The organism is Massiliimalia massiliensis (genome assembly GCF_900155615.1).
In the GTDB taxonomy this organism is placed as follows: Bacteria; Bacillota; Clostridia; order Oscillospirales; family Ruminococcaceae; genus Massiliimalia; species Massiliimalia massiliensis.
In genome coordinates, this window is sequence record NZ_FUHT01000004.1 from 960,409 (window position 1) to 978,110 (window position 17,702).

The 17,702-nt window shown below is 45.7% G+C and carries 14 protein-coding genes and 1 tRNA gene; 4 read left to right on the top strand and 11 right to left on the bottom strand.

What is annotated here, in order from left to right; all coding sequences use genetic code 11:
- Positions 1–4 precede the first annotated feature (4 nt).
- The 6 genes from CZ360_RS13220 to CZ360_RS13245 all read right to left on the bottom strand — a co-directional run bounded on the left by CZ360_RS13220 (position 5) and on the right by CZ360_RS13245 (position 7,009).
- Complete coding sequence (locus tag CZ360_RS13220) at positions 5–1,039, bottom strand: zinc-dependent alcohol dehydrogenase (RefSeq protein ID WP_159438308.1); 1,035 nt, start codon at positions 1,037–1,039, stop codon at positions 5–7.
- Positions 1,011–1,940 carry a dihydrodipicolinate synthase family protein gene (locus tag CZ360_RS13225; protein WP_077534685.1) on the bottom strand — a complete coding sequence of 310 codons (930 nt, stop codon included), beginning with the start codon at positions 1,938–1,940 and terminating at the stop codon, positions 1,011–1,013. Before CZ360_RS13225 ends, CZ360_RS13220 begins: the two co-directional genes overlap by 29 nt.
- 72 nt (positions 1,941–2,012) lie before the next feature.
- Entirely contained in the window at positions 2,013–3,917 is a 1,905-nt protein-coding gene (locus CZ360_RS13230; protein ID WP_077534686.1) for an alpha-galactosidase, read from the bottom strand.
- 22 nt (positions 3,918–3,939) lie between these two features.
- On the bottom strand, positions 3,940–4,764 hold the full coding sequence (locus tag CZ360_RS13235; protein ID WP_077534687.1) for a carbohydrate ABC transporter permease: 825 nt from the start codon (positions 4,762–4,764) through the stop codon (positions 3,940–3,942).
- Positions 4,761–5,636, bottom strand: a complete 876-nt coding sequence (locus tag CZ360_RS13240; RefSeq protein WP_077534688.1) for a carbohydrate ABC transporter permease — start codon at positions 5,634–5,636, stop codon at positions 4,761–4,763. The genes CZ360_RS13235 and CZ360_RS13240 overlap by 4 nt, the downstream gene beginning before the upstream one ends.
- 59 nt (positions 5,637–5,695) lie before the next feature.
- Positions 5,696–7,009, bottom strand: coding sequence for an ABC transporter substrate-binding protein (locus CZ360_RS13245; protein ID WP_077534689.1), 1,314 nt, complete (start codon positions 7,007–7,009; stop codon positions 5,696–5,698).
- A 187-nt stretch (positions 7,010–7,196) separates the two neighbouring features.
- Here CZ360_RS13245 and CZ360_RS13250 point away from each other — a divergent pair, with 187 nt between their 5' ends.
- Positions 7,197–8,981, top strand: coding sequence for a sensor histidine kinase (locus CZ360_RS13250; RefSeq protein ID WP_159438309.1), 1,785 nt, complete (start codon positions 7,197–7,199; stop codon positions 8,979–8,981).
- A 13-nt stretch (positions 8,982–8,994) separates the two neighbouring features.
- Complete coding sequence (locus CZ360_RS13255) at positions 8,995–10,521, top strand: response regulator (protein WP_077534691.1); 1,527 nt, start codon at positions 8,995–8,997, stop codon at positions 10,519–10,521.
- A 207-nt stretch (positions 10,522–10,728) separates the two neighbouring features.
- On the opposite strand, the gene CZ360_RS13260 is transcribed toward CZ360_RS13255, so the two are convergent.
- The 3 genes from CZ360_RS13260 to CZ360_RS13270 form a co-directional block, all read right to left on the bottom strand.
- Positions 10,729–10,804: transfer RNA gene (locus CZ360_RS13260), tRNA-Thr, on the bottom strand.
- Positions 10,805–10,888: 84 nt separating this feature from the next.
- On the bottom strand, positions 10,889–11,602 hold the full coding sequence (sigE, locus tag CZ360_RS13265) for an RNA polymerase sporulation sigma factor SigE (protein ID WP_077534692.1): 714 nt from the start codon (positions 11,600–11,602) through the stop codon (positions 10,889–10,891).
- A gap of 16 nt (positions 11,603–11,618) precedes the next feature.
- Positions 11,619–12,488 carry a sigma-E processing peptidase SpoIIGA gene (locus CZ360_RS13270; RefSeq protein ID WP_077534693.1) on the bottom strand — a complete coding sequence of 290 codons (870 nt, stop codon included), beginning with the start codon at positions 12,486–12,488 and terminating at the stop codon, positions 11,619–11,621.
- Positions 12,489–12,880: 392 nt separating this feature from the next.
- On the opposite strand from CZ360_RS13270, the gene CZ360_RS13275 reads away from it, so the two are divergent.
- Both CZ360_RS13275 and CZ360_RS13280 read left to right on the top strand, forming a co-directional pair.
- Positions 12,881–14,047 (top strand): zinc ribbon domain-containing protein, encoded by a 1,167-nt coding sequence (locus CZ360_RS13275; protein WP_077534694.1) that lies wholly within the window; start codon positions 12,881–12,883, stop codon positions 14,045–14,047.
- 185 nt (positions 14,048–14,232) lie between these two features.
- Entirely contained in the window at positions 14,233–15,045 is an 813-nt protein-coding gene (locus CZ360_RS13280; RefSeq protein WP_205411127.1) for a hypothetical protein, read from the top strand.
- An 80-nt stretch (positions 15,046–15,125) separates the two neighbouring features.
- Here CZ360_RS13280 and CZ360_RS13285 read toward each other — a convergent pair whose 3' ends face one another.
- Both CZ360_RS13285 and CZ360_RS13290 read right to left on the bottom strand, forming a co-directional pair.
- Positions 15,126–16,181 carry an Rv1352/Rv1906c domain-containing protein gene (locus tag CZ360_RS13285; RefSeq protein ID WP_077534695.1) on the bottom strand — a complete coding sequence of 352 codons (1,056 nt, stop codon included), beginning with the start codon at positions 16,179–16,181 and terminating at the stop codon, positions 15,126–15,128.
- Between the two features lie 68 nt (positions 16,182–16,249).
- Positions 16,250–17,548, bottom strand: a complete 1,299-nt coding sequence (locus CZ360_RS13290; protein WP_077534853.1) for an MATE family efflux transporter — start codon at positions 17,546–17,548, stop codon at positions 16,250–16,252.
- Positions 17,549–17,702 lie beyond the last annotated feature (154 nt).

A 17,702-nucleotide genomic window follows, 5' to 3' on the forward strand; every position in this document is an offset into this window, starting at 1 on the left:
TTCATTATATTTCCCATGGATGTACGACGGCTTTAATTAAATCATCCGGATGTCGTTTCAGCAATTCTACCGCCTCATCCAGTTCCCTTAGCGGAAAGCAATGGGTCACCATCTCATTAACCTGAATCCTGCCTGCGGCCACCAAATCAATCAACGGCTCCCAAACTAATTCATTGTTCGTTACCCCGTAAGCCGTAATCTGGTTCATGATCATTTCTTTGACCGGGAAAGAGACTTCCGCAGTATCATCCGGAATCCCGTACAGGATTACCTTACCGTTCTTTTTTACCAGCTTGATTGCCTGTTCGATTGTAGCCGGCGCGCCGGCTGCCTCAATTGACAAATCGGCTCCCCTTCCACCGGTTTCCTCCTGAACTCGTTCAGTTAGATTTTCCTTTTTGGTGTTGATTGTAATATCAGCGCCAAATTTCCTGGCAAAATCAAGCCGTGTCTCATTCCTCGCGGCAACAATCACTTTTTTAACGCCAAATGCTCTAGCTGTCTGCACAAAGGATAAGCCGGCAATTCCCGCGCCCTGGATCAGAACCGTATCGTCCGGTTTCAGCCCAATCCGATAGACAGCGCCTGCCGGGCATGCCACCGCTTCCAGAATTGCACCGGCATCATTGCTGATGGTCTCCGGAATCCTGCGAACACAGTTTTCCGGTGCTGCAACATACTGCGCATATCCGCCGGCAAATGGCGGAAAACCAATTTCACCGCCGTTTATACAAAGATGCTTGTTGCCGGTACGGCAGTATACGCATTGTCCGCATCCAACTGCGGTTTCAACGACCACCCGGTCTCCGGCCTGAACACTTCGGACATTCTTTCCGATTTCTACAATCTCACCACATATTTCGTGTCCTAAAATATGCGGAGGCTTTCCATTGTCAAAATTTCCGCTGATTACATGGACATCGGTTGCACAAACCCCCGCACTCATCACTTTAATTTTTACACTGCCGTCTGTACACTGGGGTTCCTGCACGTCTGAATAAACAAGCTGGTTATAGCTCTTCCAAACCACTGCCTTCATCGACATATCCTCCCTGTGTCAGCTCTCGCAGCTCCTGACGCATCCTTTCTTCCACCGCCTGAAGCTGCGAATCAGAAACGGTTTGGAATGGTACTCCTATTTTCAGTCCCCTGATTTTAGCCAGCAGCTTATATCCAAGTGGAAACGGCAGAGAATCTGCCAGACGCAGCAAGGGCAAAACACTTCTCTGTCTCTTTTGTCCAGCCTGAAGATCATTTTCCCTAAACGCCTGATATACCCCGCTTACCCATTCCGGGATGATACCGGCCAGCGCCGTCATGCTGCCGTCACATCCTGAAACAAGCGCCGGCAGAAGACAGTCGTCCGTCCCCGTATAAACTAAAAAGCCATTCGATTTCATGCCATTCAACTGCGTCATCTGTTTTAAGTTCGCTGAAGAATCTTTGATCCCGACTATTTCTTCACGCTCCATTAATCGGCAAATAGTATCCAGGGACAGGCCTGAGGTAAAAAACGGGACATGATACAGGATCAGCTTCATTCCCTCTGCCCGGTCAGCTATCTCCCGGTAAAATCCAACGATGTCCTCCTGCGATTGAGGGTAATAGTAGGGCGGGCAAATAACACAGGCGTCATATTCATATTCTTTCGCCCTTTCAAGCAAATCCTCTGATTCTCCCGCACTTGCACCGCATATCCCCGCAATCAGTTTTTTATGCCCTTGAGCCGCCTGCGCAGTCACCCGAAGGATCTCTGCTTTTTCCGAAAATTGGAAACGGACAAATTCCCCCGTTGAGGAACACGGAAATAGAGCGGTGATTTCTTTCCCGCAGAGCCACTCTGTCTGCCTTTGCAGTTCCGCGAAATCCGGTCGGCCATCCTCTATGACCGGTGTAGCCGTCACGGCTACCGGACCTTTTAACGATTCTAACTGGTTCACAAATTTTTCTCCTTTTACGCTAACAAATCGTCATTCATCTGGTACAATATACCAGGTCTACTGTTTTTTCGGTTAGATTCCCGGTTTTACCTTCAGAATCTCAGAACCCTCTTCCGGCAGATCGGAAAAATCGATGCCGTCTTCCATAAAGGATTTTCCAGTCCTCGTGATCCGATATTCACAGTCCTCAAAGGTAATATCATACAAGCGTTCCTCCTGCAGCCCCTGCAGAAAAATCGTTCTTTTTTGCTCCCCGCCTTTTAGCCGGAATACAAAAACATAAGCAGTATCATCCTCCGCTAGATATTGGTAAGCCTGCCAACGGTCGCCTTTTCCTCCCCGCAGCGCTTGGCCGGTGAGGCGGTACATATCTCCCAAAAGAATATATTTTTTGGAAAATTTCCGGAAGAACGCCACGTAATGCTTCAGCCGCTCCAGCCATTCCGGTTTCCAGTTTTTAAAACGATAGGAAAATCCGCAGGTAGACAGCAAACTTGCCCGGAGATAAAAATCGAGCTTCGTCGCCGCAATATCATCCCCGATCGGATCAAAGATCCCGTTATGGTCGCTGATACATTCGGATTGGGTAAACTGATAGCAAAGCGCCGGATGGATGAAGGAAGCCGCTCCCCATAAGCATTGGAAGTGGTTGTCAACATAGTCGTGATCCGACATGTAAGCAAAATGCGCACAGGATAAAATGCCCAGATCATTCCGCATTCCGCCGCTCCCGCAGTTTTCAATCCAGAGATTCGGATATTTCTGGCGGACATCCCTTAAGAATTGATAATAGCCCTGATAATGCCAATAGAGTCCGTCTCCCGCGCCGTGACCATGCGAGGCGTCATCGCATCCAAGGCCCGGCGATACATTAAAATCAAATTTGATCCATCTTGCCTGATATTGCATTACCAACCGGTCAATTACCTTCATGGCCCATTTTCTTGTAGCGGGGTTCGCCATACAGAGATACCCTAACGATTTTCCATCCCTGCGTGCGACCAGCTCCGGATGTGATTGATGGAGCTCCGCTCTCTCGCCGATTCCTTCAATTTCGCACCAGATTCCAAAGGCAATACCCGATTCAGTTACCGCCTTACCGAGCTGTACAAGGCCGGAAGGGAAATCTATTGTATTCTCTGTCTCCCAGTCCCCGCGCTTTCCAAACCAGTTAAATTCCGGGTTGGGAAGCCCGAACCAGCCGGCATCCAGTACAAAGTTGGTAATACCGGCTTCTGCGGCATAGCCTGCATTTTCTACACAGACCGCCTCATTAATGAACCGGTCCTCATAGCACCACCATGTATTGTAGGTCACAGGGAGTGCGTCAACCTGCTCTGCTTTGATTACACTGCTGTACTTTATAAAATAATTCCGAGTAAACCGGCTCGCCTCATCCAGACTCTTTGCCGAATACGCAAGGTATACCGGCGCTCCGGAAAAATCCCTTTTTGGCTGGAGATCGCTGAAAAAGCCCTCTTCCTGGATTCCAACAGCCAGTTCCAAAACACCTTCTCTATTTTTGAGATCACAGCTCCAGTTTCCCGACCAGCCCAGCGCCAGGCTGTAGTTTTCCCGGCCGCTTTCCAGCCCAATCCACGGGGAATATTCCTGCGATGACCTTCCCATCAGCGTTCCGATTCCAAATTGCTCCGGAATCGGGATATCATGCGGAACAAACTCTTTTCCCCAGCTTGAGCTGAAATAATGCAGCGTCCCCTTCATTGGCTCGGTACATATCCCGACACTCAATTTGCTGATTCTCACCGTCTTTTTAGAGCGGTTCCGGACTACAATCCAGCATTTGGAGGCTTGAAGCCTCTCCTCTTTTTCTTCGCAAAGAGCCGCACTGATTCCTTCATCAATTAAAATTTCATATTCCGAACAGCACAGAGTCCCTTTTGTTTCACTTTTGGCGTTTTCTACCGTGCCCCGATATTCTTTTCCGTCGATATGTATGATATAAAACAGCTTCATCGCTACACCCTCTTTTCTAAAATTATCCTTTCACCGCTCCGGCAGTCATTCCGGAAACGAGATACTTTTGTCCCGCAATATAAATAATTACGATCGGGAGAACGTTCACCAGCATTGCCGCGCATACCAGGTTCCAGGAGCTGACATATTTGCTGAAGTAATTATACATCATCATAACCATGCCCCACTTCTGCGATGAATTTAAAAAATACAGCGGGACAATAAAGTCGTTCCAGCAATTCAAAAGATTGAGCACCATCGCCGTTGAGGTTACCGGCTTTAGAAGAGGAAAAATCACCTTAAAGAACATTCTGACGCTTCCGCACCCATCAATTAACGCGGCTTCGTCCAGGGTTTTTGGCGTATCCAGAATAAACCCGTAATAGATAAATACGGTAAACGGAATAAACTGCGCCGTATACAGCAGAATAGCTCCCAGATAGGTGTTAATCAACTGTAGGGTCTGCAGCACTCTCACAGTCATGATATAGTTGACCGGCACGACCAAGCCAAGCAGAAAGACGATATAGATGATCCGGTTTCCCTTAGTACGGTTGCGTGCCAGGGTAAACGCCGCAAGAGCTGACAATAGCATAGACAGCGTCGCTGATGCCACACTCAAAAAGATACTGTTGAAAAAGGAACGGAAGATCTTTTTATCTGCCAGCACCTGTGTGAAATTCTCCGTATGGATTGAGGTCGGCAATTCCAAGCTCATGACCGCCGATTCATTGACGCTTTTGACCGAATTGAGCACAATCATTGCCATTGGAACAACAATCAACAACACTAAGATCCACAGTAGCAAGGTCAACAACAGATTGGCAATCCTTTTTTGTCTGATCATACTGAATCTCCCCCTATTGCCGCATATCTCTTAATCACGCTGACCGAAATAATAATCAGTACCACAAACATTAACGTGCTGTAAGCCGTACCATAGCCATAATTTCCAATGGCGAATTCGTTCAAAATCACAATTTCCACTACCTCAGACATTTTGCCGGGGCCGCCGTTTGTCAGGGTATAGATCACGTCAAATACCTTCAGTCCCGAAATAACATTCAGCAGCATATTGATTACTACAGACGGCATAATAAAAGGAAGCGTTACCTTGATGAATTTCTGCCATGCGCTTCCCCCGTCCATGTCGCAGGCCTCATACAAATCGGTTGGCACAGACTGCAGTCCAGCCAAAAAAATTACCATATTAAACCCGGAAGCTTTCCAGACCTCTACCGCGACGCAGGACCACATCACAAGTCCCGGTTCAATAATCCATCCATGAGCCAGCGAACCCATCCCAAGCAAATTCAGAAACTGGTTGAGCACACCGGTTGTCGGATGATAAATCTGTTGGAACACTAAACCCACGATCACGTTGGAAAGAACCATCGGCAGGAAAAACAAGGTTCGCAGGGCATTGCGCCCATACACCCTGCGGTTTAGGGCAAGAGCCAGCAAAAGCCCGAAGCCGCCTTTCAGGACTGATGTCATTACGGCAAAAAAGATTGTATTTGCAAACGGACGTATTGATGAACCGCTTTCGAATATCTTCTTATAATTTTCCAACCCAACCCATTTTAGAGATTCGCTCATTGAATTCCAGTTGGTAAAGGAAAAGAAAACCCCCAGAATGCTCGGCAGCAAAAACAGGATGAAGAATATTGCAAAAGCCGGTACCCAAAACCATTTGCTGTAAATTTTATTATAGTTCATAGAACCTCATCCCCTTAACTGGATACTGCCGGGTCAATAATGATCCGGCAGTATGACGACTATTCTTCAGTTGCATCAAACATTTTCTGACGGTCTGCATCAAGAGCCTGAAGCACCTCAATTGGTGTTTTTGTGCCCATCAGCATCTCCTGAATGCCAGATCCGGCAAGCTGATCATTCCAGTATAAAATAGACGAGTTGATGTCCTCTCCTGCACCTCCGGCTGCATTGGCGACAAAGGTTTCTCCGCCCTTCGTCGGCCGCGCGGCAATGTCTGAGAAGGAGGGATTCGGCTGCAAAGCGGGGTTATTATCATAGTAGAGCTGCAGGTTTTCCGGTTCAGCCAGAAAATCAAAGAACTCTTTCACCACATCCAAACGTTCAGAATCCTTATAGGCAACTCTCATAATAGCACTGGCACTCGGAGAATACATGTTATTTCCCGCGAAAGGAACCGGATACATTTCCCAGTTTTCCGCGCCGCAGTCCGGATACTTTTCAGCTAACTCTGTCTGCCAGGATTCATAAACCAAAATCCCTGCATACTTTCCGCTGGCCATGGCTTCATAAGCGGAATCCCAAGTGTTGGAAAGGCTGTTTTCCCCAAGATATCCGGCATCATATGCCTTCTTCATGTCCGCGAGATACTCTTCCAGCTCCGGAATATCAGCGAATTTCACCTTATTACTGTTTAAGTCAGCATAAAGATCACCATCATAGTTTTTGCAGGCAAGCGGGCCCACCTGTCCAAAAAACGCAGCCCAGTGCCATAATTCTTTCCCGGTTTCATATACAGGAGTAATTCCATTGTCCATCAGAGTTTTGCAAACCTGCTCGAATTCCGCATAATTAGTCGGAACCGAAAGATTATATTTCGCGTAGGTTTCCGGATTATAGAGAATGGCATAGCCGTCTACACACCAGGTCATAAATCCCACTGTTTTTCCGTCAATCTGGGTGATCTTTTTCGCATAATCAGCATAGCGGTTCACCCATTCCTGATCGGAGAGATCAGCGAAATATTTGTCCGGCTTATAAATCTGAGCCCCAACTCCGGATCCTGTCATAAAAATATCCGGAACCTCGCCGGTACTCAGCTTTGTCTGAAGGACATTTGCGTACTGGTCATCCGGGCTGATCTGAAAGTCAATCTGATTTCCAGTTTCATCGGTAAATTTTTGATTCAATTCATCATCTACCGTACTGTTGCGGTTCACCCATGTTCTGGACGCCGCATAGGACAATGTCACACCCTTTTTGTTGTTTCCGCCCTGACTGGTATCCCCGTCCCCATTAGAAGTGCCGCAGGATGACAAAATCCCGGCAGCTGTCAGGATGCTCAGCACTGCGCAAAAGGCTTTGTTTGCTTTCATTGGTCATTACCTCCAATTTTTTAACGGTATTTACGTTTTTTCTGATACATTCATCATATCAGAATCCATAAAAAAACAAAATACAGATTCCTTCCCCTTTTCGGTGGAGAAAACTGAACCATTGTCAATTAGAAAGAAAGGTGATATATTTATTTTAAGATAAAATCATTCGAAGAAGGTGATGATTATGAAGCAGGTTCGTTCCATCCGTTCGCAGCTCTTCCTCTGCTATGCCAGTATTATTCTCTTTACCGTTGTCGGCATCGCGCTTGCCTTCTATTTTTATACAGCCGATATCCTGGAGCGCCGGGCCGCAGAGTCTCTTCAAGCGATTTCTTCCAGCATCAGTCTATCTCTTGATTCAGAAATTAAGCGAATGGATGAAGAGTCCAGAAGAATCATCTCCTCTGAAGGTGTGAAAGAGGCATTTTTTCAGTCTGATCCCAGCAATTTTAACAAACCGCAGTTTCGCACCGACCTGTTTCATCTTCTTTTTTCTTCCTATCCGACCATGAACTATCAGGTTAACCTGTTCGGCACTGAAAACACCTTAATTCAATATGGCCGTATCTTTGATATTACCACCCAGGATTACCGCGAAATATATCCCGAAGACTGGTTCGAGGACTGCCTGGCTCTGGAAGGGCAAAAACAGGTCACCGGCATCCATCGCAATCATGCAGGCTATCAGGTGATTTCCCTTTCCCGCGCTTTCAGTGAATCCTTTTTTAACACCCCCTATAACAGTGTCATTGAAGTACAGCAGTATTACCAGATTTTTGAAAATATGATTCTAGATGCGCTCTCCTCTTCTAGTATTCAAGCATATGTGTTTGATGAATCGGGAGAACTAATTTATCCTCTGGAGCCTGAAAATCCGGATTCAGTCAGCTTATATCAGCAGTTGATCAGCCAGGAAAAGAATACCTCCGGAACACTTTCCCTGAAACAGCAGGAGAAAGAAATCCTCTCCTTTTCCAAATCCGGTATTACAAATTGGACGGTAGCTGTCTGTGAATCAGAACGCAGTCTACTGGATTCGGTAACCCGGTTTAGAAATCAAATGATTCTAATCGGAATCGGGGTTTTACTGATTACCTTAATAGTAACCTTTCTGATTGCTCGTCATCTCACCATCCCAATCAAAAAAATTCGGGACTCCATTGCTCATTTAAATCTGGTTGCGCTTTCGGAGCAGCCTATTTTGGATGATAAGCCCCATTCAAGTGAACTGGAACTTCTCTATAGCTCTTATTTTGAGATGGTAGAACGTCTGGAACACTCTCTAGATGATATTGTTTCCATCCGCTCACATGAAATACAGGCGCAGATGCTGGCGCTGCAGGCACAGATGAACCCGCATTTCCTATATAACACTGTAACTACCATCAGTATTCTGGCAGATAACAACCATCAGCCGGAAATTGTTAAAATGTGTGAAAGTCTTACCGCAATGCTGCGCTATATTGTCAATGGCAGCACCAAGCCGGTCACCATGTCCGCAGAGCTCGATTATCTAAACCAATATCTTGTGCTGATGAAATGCCGTTATCCAGAACAACTGCAAATTTCAATTCAGGTCATGGATGATATGCTGGATATTTATGTCCCCAAGCTAGTGATTCAGCCTATCATTGAAAATTGTTTCAAATATGCGTTTGATATCCGTCCCCCGTGGGAAGTAGTCATAAAGGGCTGGGTCGATAATGGCCGATGGAGGCTTTCTGTTTCCGATAATGGAGTAGGATTCAGCCGGGAAACGCTGGATTGGCTGGAGCAGAAAATCTCTGAGGAATCCATCCAGTTTGTGCAAAAAGGAAGTGACCGGACCGGCCTGCTTAATATTTTCTACCGGTTGAAAATCCTATATCAGAACGAGGCCGTTTTCAGGATTGAGAATCTCCCGGAGAGGGGCTCCATCGTTACCATCGGCGGGTTAATCCTGAATATTCCACCGGATAATACACAGTAAAGGAGGATATTCCATGCCCGAAGAAAGAAGATACCGGGTGATGGTAGTGGAAGACGAAACGATTATCCTAAACCATCTCATCTCTAAAATCCAGGAACTTCCCCTGCCTCTTGAGGTTTCCGCCTTTGCAGCCAATGGAGAGGACGCCTTTGATCTCATCCGCCAATCTCCCCCTGATATTCTGTTTACGGACGTCCGAATGCCCGTGATGAACGGGTTACAGCTTGCGGAAAAAATTTATGAAGAATATCCGGATATTCTGATGGTGATTATCAGTGGATATGAGGAATTTGAATATGCACAGCAGGCGATACGCTACCATGTTTCAGATTATCTTCTAAAGCCGGTTAACCTTGAAAAATTGCTCACTACCACTGAAAAGCTTTGCCGGAAGCTTTCAGAGCGTTTCTACCAGACTACAAAAGAAAAAATCCATCTCGCATTGTCAGGAAGCCTGCCGCAGGAAAAGGACAATTGCCTGGAGTTGTTTTCTGTTTTGCTCATCAAGACCGGCAATCTCTATACTAAAGAATCAGAAGCCTTGGCTTATGGACACACAGGCGCATTCTGGGAAGCTTCACTGGTATCTCCCTGGCTGACCAACTATTTTTCAGCCAGCCAAAGCTGGTGGTTAGAGGAGATCAAAGAATTTAGCTATCATGCATTAGTGGTAGAGGGAAGCTGCCCACTGTTGAGAAAGGATCTATTTCAGTACCTGAATAGTCCGGACGCTTTCCATCCCCTTCCGGTCAGCCTCTGTGAATATCCAAAATTGGTTTCACTGGCGCAGATGCGGTCAAGCCTCTATCAGCTTTATGACAGCGTCGCCAGTTGTCTAATTCCGTTTTTTTCTCAAGAATGGCTTTTTCAGCCCACAGCAGTCCACTCTGTCCCGCCACGGATGGATTCTATCTTTGAAAGGTTTCTCCTGCGGATAAAATCAGGACAGGTCGAACAGCTTGAAAAGGACTGGAAATCGCTGCTGATGCAGTGGCGGAAAGATAAATTAACACAGCAGGAATTCTTAGATCAAATTCGCAGCCTGTTCATCTTTCTAGCCGGGCATAATGCCTGTACTGCATCGGAGCATGAAATCATGACGGCCATCCAGTCACTTTTTGCATCCTGTCTCACAGAAACCGAATTTTACCAGCACCTGTTCAAACTGATTCTCGAATGGGTTATAGAGCCTTTGTCCGAAGGACACAGTGGAATGGAACTCTATCAAAAGATCAAGCAATATATTGAAAAACATTTAGAACAGCCACTTACCGTAGAAGCCCTGGCTGAAGCCTTCCATTTCAGCGCTTCCTATATTTCGCGTGTTTTTAAAAAATATGGTAAACAGTCTCCCATTCAGTATTTAATTCAAATGCGGATGTGTAAAGCAGCCCAGCTCATGGATGCTCATCCGGAGATGGATATTAAAATTATCGCCGAATTGGTTGGTTACCAGGATCAGCATTACTTCAGCAGATATTTTAAGCAGTATTATAAAACCGCTCCTTCAGAATATAAGCAAAAACAGCCAAATAACTAACCTGTCTTTGCTAAATCAAGAAAAAAATGCTTTCATTTCTTAAAAGCAAAGAAATGAAAGCATTTTTCTTTGTAATAGAGAATTAGAAAAGTCTGCGGCAATCAGCCACTGGGCTTTTATTAAAAAAAGAGACCCGTTCTCAACGCAGGCGCTTTATACTACAACAAAAGAAAAGAGTCCGAACGCAAACTGCGTCCAGACTCAGTCTGGAGCTGGTGGCGTGACTCGAACACGTGACCTGCGCATTACGAATGCGCTGCTCTACCAACTGAGCTACACCAGCAAGGACGCATATTATTATACCTTAATAAAAGAAAATAGTCAAGGGGGAAGATGGAAAAATCGATCTTTCCCCTTGACTATTTACCTATATCACGCTTTCTAATTCCTGCTTCAGATGACGGATAATCCGTTTTTCCAGACGGGAGATATATGATTGGGAAATTCCAATAGTATCGGCAACCTCTTTTTGAGTCATTTCTTTTCCCCCATGCAGGCCAAAACGCATTTCCATAATTTGACGTTCCCGGTCATCCAGCCTGGAAATACAGCTTTTCAGCAGATCCTTTTCCACTTCCAGCTCAATATCGCGGTTGATGCTGTCATTATCTGTGCCCAAAATATCTGACAGCAGCAGTTCATTTCCATCCCAATCGATATTAAGCGGCTCATCAATGGAAATATCATTTTTGCACTGGGTATTTTTCCTCAAAAACATTAATATTTCATTTTCGATACATCGGGAGGCATAGGTCGCCAGCTTAATTTTTTTCTCCGGCGAAAAGGTATTAACCGCTTTAATCAAGCCGATAGTCCCAATCGAAATCAAATCCTCCACATTAATACCGGTTGATTCGAATTTCTTGGCAATATAAACTACCAGTCTCAAATTATGTACAATGAGCATATCCTTTGCATACTGAGGTTCGGTTTTCAGCTTTTCAAAAATTGCCTGTTCCTCTTCCCTTCCCAACGGCGCCGGCAATGTCTGCGGACCGTTAATATAATGAATCCATCCTTTTCTTTTATAAAGTCCCATCATACGGGAATAAAGCTTCTTAAGCAAATTGATCAACGGCATGGTTTTCTGACCTTTCTTACTCAAATTCTAGCAGTGATGTTCCAACCAGCATATGGAAATCTCCATCCGAAAGCGGGCGGTTTGTAACGGCAATTAAAAGATTCACTTCTTTTTGTTTTTCATGCTCCTGTTCAATGATAACTCGATCCGGTTTAAAGCCCGCTAACGTCCCTGCTCCAGTGACAGCGTTCATAGGCAGGATTCGCACCCTTTTTTTCCATCGTTCGTTCTTAATTTTTTCGATCTGTTTTTCCTCCAGCGCGCAGGATATCTCTTCCGGGATCATTCCCTTCAGCGCTGATATTTCACAGATAGCCACCGGAAGGCCGCTCATCAGATCCCTGAGCTGGTTTCCGGTATCGACAAACGCTTCGACTACTGTTTCTCTTCCGTCACATTCCAGACGAACGGACAGAACCTCTTCCTTTTTAGGCGTTCGGCGGAAAAAATGAGCAGCTACAGACAGAAGGAGGTAAACAATTACGGTAGACAGTACCAATACAACTGCCGAAACATGGAAATAGGCAACTCCATTACGGTACTGCATGCCAGCCGGTGTGACGAAAAACCACAGTGCGGACATAAAGCCCGCATACAGAAAGCTGATGATATAAAATGCCGCAGTCCGTTTTAGCAGCAGCTTCCATGGACGCAGCCCAAAGGCGATCATAGTAATGGCAAAGGAAATCAACAGCTTTTCCAGCAGCAGGATCACGGCCGGAAGCGGCGGAAACAGGATCACCAGCGAGCTGATTCCCCCAACTAACGCACCGAATATCAGGCGGATTTGTTTCCCTTTTTTATGCAAAATCAAATCGCAGGACAGCAATAAAAAATATGTAATGAAAATATTCATTACAATTAGTACGTCCAAATAAATGGTCATCACGCTTCAATCCTTTTTTGGATTCTGATTCTATTGTAGCTCTCAAAAAAGATAAAATATGTCAAAGTATGGAAGCGAAATTTATCATATTTTGCTGCAGCCTAAATCTCCTGATAGACCTTCAAAAAGATGCCGCCCATTTTTTTGTTCAATACAGAGGATTATTAAATTTTATGTTTGAATCCTTCCCATTTGTCAAAATATCCCAAAAATGATAATTGACGGCTCTTGGTTATTGTGATATTCTAATACTAACAAAATGTGTCGATTGCTGACGAAGAAGATTCTGCTTTAACAAAACAGTATACAAAGCGCAATCCTTTGTTTTCAACTGCATGTGGCAGAGCATATCGGAACTTCAGCGTAAGCGTCAGGCAGAAGGAGATCTTTTTATGGAACGATATTGTCCAAGATGCGGCTATAAGTCCTCTTTTCGTTTCTGTCCCGAATGTGGGTTTAAACTGGAGGATATCCAAATAGAGGATCAGGCTTCACCTCCTCATCACCAGGATAATCTCAAGCAGCTATTTGAAACAGATTATCCTGCTTATAAACGGGCAATCCTGGAACAGAAAAAGCAGCAGTCCGGTTCCGGCCAGCAGACACCACCTGCATCGGAGACTGCAGGCAGTGAAGCTGACCGCCTGCTGGCTGAAATTTTAGCGGGAATGGAGCGTCAGACTCCGGAACCAAAGAAAAATATACAAACAGCCTCGGTTTTTACAGATGGTTCAATCCAATCATCTATTTCTGCGCCGAAAAAAAGTGTTCAGTCAGACGAGACAGCCGCCGCGTCTTCTCGGATGCAGCAGATCTCATCTGACCAGTCTGTATCTTCATATCATCCGGCAGTATCATCGTCATCTTATTCATCACAGGCAAATTACAGCTCAGCCTACACGACACAGCCAAATGCCTTTCCCTACTGGCCGGTCACCAATGTATTTCCACAAGAATATTATGAAAAGACAGTATGGCTCAAAGCCCGGTTCTGCCCTATGGATTATCTTAAATTCCATCGGGTCGTTATGATAATCAGCGCGATATTGTCAATTATTGTTACTTGTCTGACATGTTATTCCTATTTCGGCGCAATCCAGCGTTCCGATGCACAGGATGCAGTTCTTCTTAAGATATCAATTGGTATTTTCATCCTAGAGCTCATCTATACGCTGATTCAAGCCTTCCTGTTTTATCGGCTGCATCCGGCCGGATATGTCATGTTCCTGATCGGTTCGATTATTCAGTTCCCTCTCATTTTAAATCAGAGCTTGGCGATTGGCTATACGTCCTACGACCTTATCGTGAACACAATTTCTTCTGTACTGGTAAGCGCTCCCGGCACTGTCCTTCTGTTCTGGTACTATGAAAAACGGCGTTTCTTATTCATGCCCTCTGCAGATCCCCCTAAACTGCAGTTAATTAACGGCAAATATTATAGACTGGCAGCTACCCCGAAAATAAAGCGGGAGATTCTCATGCTGTGCGGAGCTTATTTATTGGTATTTATTCTATCAGTATTGTTCTTTGCGCTGAATACTTCCGATTTTTATTTATAAAGCAGGTGTTTTATTTCCCAACTCCATATCTAAAACAGAGAGCCATCTTCCCCCGTTTGCTTTCCGGCAATTATTCCTGAGAAAAGATATATTTTTATAATTTCTTTGAAAAAGTGCACCAAATCTCAGTTTTTTCATAGTATGTAATAAAGCCAAACGCTTAATACATTACTAGGAGGATTCATATGCCCGATAATAATTTTGCTGCTCAGGGAAATTGCGGAAACTTTAAAGAAGCGGTATGCGTAAATGCTGGCAGAATCTACGATTCCTGTTCAGACAAGGATTGCATCGACCACTTACGGGTTTATTTCCCAGATACCGCACAGGCTAAAATTGAGGAAGCAACCAATGTAAAATGCCGCGGCGTACAGGTCGTCGACGTTTTAATGGATGTAGAATCTGTTCCCTTTAATAAGGGATTTTATTCCGTTGACATGACATTCTATTTTGCAGTACAACTGGATGTATTCCAGATGCCCTGCTTGACACCAACCGCTGTCGACGGGTTGGCGGTGTTCACTAAAAAGGTCATTCTTTACGGCAGTGAAGGAAACGTCAATGTCTTTACATCGGATCAGACCTGCTCCTGCAACCCGTCCTGTACTTATGGAAAGGATGTTACCCCCCGCGCTACCGTACAGGTAGTGCAGCCGATCTGTCTGTCCTGCAGAATGCTGGATTGCTGCCCACCGAGAGACTGCGCGATCAATGTGCCGATTTCTGTGGCCGGGAAGTTTGACGGCTGTTTCTGCCCGATGGAAACATCCCGTATTGTTGAAGTAACATTAGGCGTCTTCTCAATCGTCTCTTTGGAACGCACCGTTCAGATGATGATCCCGGTCTATGATTTCAGCATTCCTGACAAAGAATGCGTACAGACTAACGACGATCCGTGCGAATTATTTAAACGGATTAAGTTCCCAGTCAACGAGTTCTTTCCTCCCCGTTTGAACGAAGAAGACTGTGACGAAGAAGATATTTGTGATTGCGACTAACTGGGATATGACAACATACTCAAGTAAGAAAATCCCTGCGGATGATCCGCAGGGATTTTCTTTATCGAATATTTTTCATTTTAAGGCTTGATTTCAGAGAGGCTAAGCGTCAAATACTGCCCGTCTGTCACGGTAATCGTAGCTTCACCCTCAAAGTTATCATTTTCAAGGATATTGCTGATGCTGTTGGAGATGTTATTTCGGATTTCATAGTAACCCGAGAAATCCGGGTCAAGCTGTGAAACAGTATACGTTCCGGCCGGAATATCAATGCCGACACGGTAAGTGCCTTCAGGATAGCCATTCTCTCCTGAAAAGGCGGGCGCTTCACTCGCAAGAACCGCTTTGCAGTCTCTCAGCTGCAGGTAAGTTCCGTCTTCCACCGCCACAAAGGTACGGTTGTCAAAGCTGTCGTTTGTGATAAATTCATCGTCAATTTCCATCCAGTTGGTGTCATTGCGGACCTCCAGATAACTGCCCCATTCGCTCTCAGAAATAACGAGATATTCTCCGGCAGGCAGGTCAGTTCCCACCAAATACTCCCCGGAGGAATAATATTGGAGCTCGTCATCCGACGGCTGAGACAAGGCGGCAGGCTGTTCCGGCTCAGAAGAGATATCGTCCTCCTCCGGCAAGCTCTGCGAATAGGCTGTATCGCCACCCATATCCCCGCTTGAGACAGCATTTCTGATTCCGTTAGTAACACTGAAAATCAGAATGAACAGAATCACAACAATTAAAACCACGCCGCCGATCACACAGCCAATGATCAAACCGGTATGTTTTTTCTTGGGCGGCTGTCCCATAGGGCCGTTGTTCCAGGGCTGTCCTGGCTGCGGCTGATTATTCCATCCTGGCTGTCCGGGAGCATTTTGATATCCTTGCATATTATTCTGATAATAAGGCTGCTGCGGTGGATTATTTCCCAATGACACTCCTGGAGACGACGGCTGAAACGGCTGTTCCACATCCGGCGTCGGCTGTGAAGCAGTATTATTGGCGTATCCGTCGCTCAAATCCGGCTGTGCCGGTTCGTCCTGTGTAATGACCGGTTCCGGACTCGGCTGCGGAGCCGGCATTCCGCACTCCGGACAAAAATTCCCGTCAAATTCCTGCCCGCAATTTCGACAAATCATGAAGCATACCCCTTCCACCTATTTGACTTTAGTATAACATACAGGAATTGTAATTTCAATCCAAAACTTTACCGAGTAACATCTTTCAGCCAGTATTTCTTTCGGTAGCGCCAGATGGACATCGGTACCTTCAGCACCTCGTCAATCATTAAAATCACATAGACTACCGTGAGCGGCCAATGGAATACAAAGGCAGCCAAAGCCCCGATCAGAAGCGAGCAGCCCCACATGGTGCTCACATCCATTAACAGTCCGAATTTGGTATCACCGCCGGCCCGGAAAATTCCAACAACAACCGTTGTATTAAATGCCTGCGCAATGCAGAAATAGGTCATGACGAACATCATCATGGACAGGTAGCCCTGCGCTTCCGGACTGAGCGTAAGGTTTGCCATCGCAATCGGGCGCACAATCTGAATAATTGCAGCGCCAATGAGTGAAAAGATAAGCGTAATTTTGATAAAGCGTTTTGAATTCTGTTCCGCCTGCTCTGTCTGCCCGGCGCCAATCTGCTTGCCGAGCATGATCGCAGTCGCGTTCGCAATCCCAAAAGCGACTACCATGGCAAGCTGTCTCGTCACCTGCGCAACAGAGTTTGCCGCCACTGCCGCGCTTCCCAAGTGCCCGATAATTACCGAGTTCATGGAGCTTCCCAGGCCCCAGAACAGCTCGTTGAGCGTAACGGGGATGGAATAGCGCAGAAAATCTCCGAACAACAGATGATCCTTGACAAACAAGTCCCTGAACCGCCATCGTATGGTAGTGTTAAACCGCTTCGCGTAGACAATCGTAATACAAAGCTCCACTGCCCTCGCCACGCTCGTTCCGATCCCGGCGCCGATGATCCCGAGCTTTGGAAAACCAAGCAGTCCAAAAATGAGCAGTGAGTTTACGATGATATTGACAATCAATGATACCAGGTAAATAACAGTTGAAATCACAACCCGCTCGACGCTTCGCATGATATTCAGGTAGATAATGGTAACAGATGAAAACAGATAGGAAATACCTACCGAGCGTAAGTACTTGATCCCCTCCTGGATCACCGGCTCCTCTGATGTAAACACCAGCATTGCATACCGCGGGAACACCGTTACGATCACGAAGAACAACAATCCTACGCAGATGGAAATCCGCATGGTGATCCCCATCACCTTTTCAATGGTGCGGGTGTCCTGTTTTCCCCAATACTGAGCGGTCAATACCGCTGCTCCGGAGGTTAGACCGAACATGATCAACGTCATAATAAAATAGACCTGATTTGCAAGTGAGGCCGCCGACAGGACTGTTTCACTTACTTTTCCAAGCATGATAACGTCCGCAGAAGTCACCGCCGTATTAATCAGGTTCTGTAATGCCATTGGCATTACTAAAGTGAACACAGAACGGTAAAATTGTTTGCTTTCAGATTTTTGTAAAGCTGTTTTGCTCACTGTTTCTTCCCCCTCTTAACAAAGTTTGGCAGCAAATGGCATACTGCTTATCTGCGTTGACCCGAGAACAGAAAAACCGGTTATATTA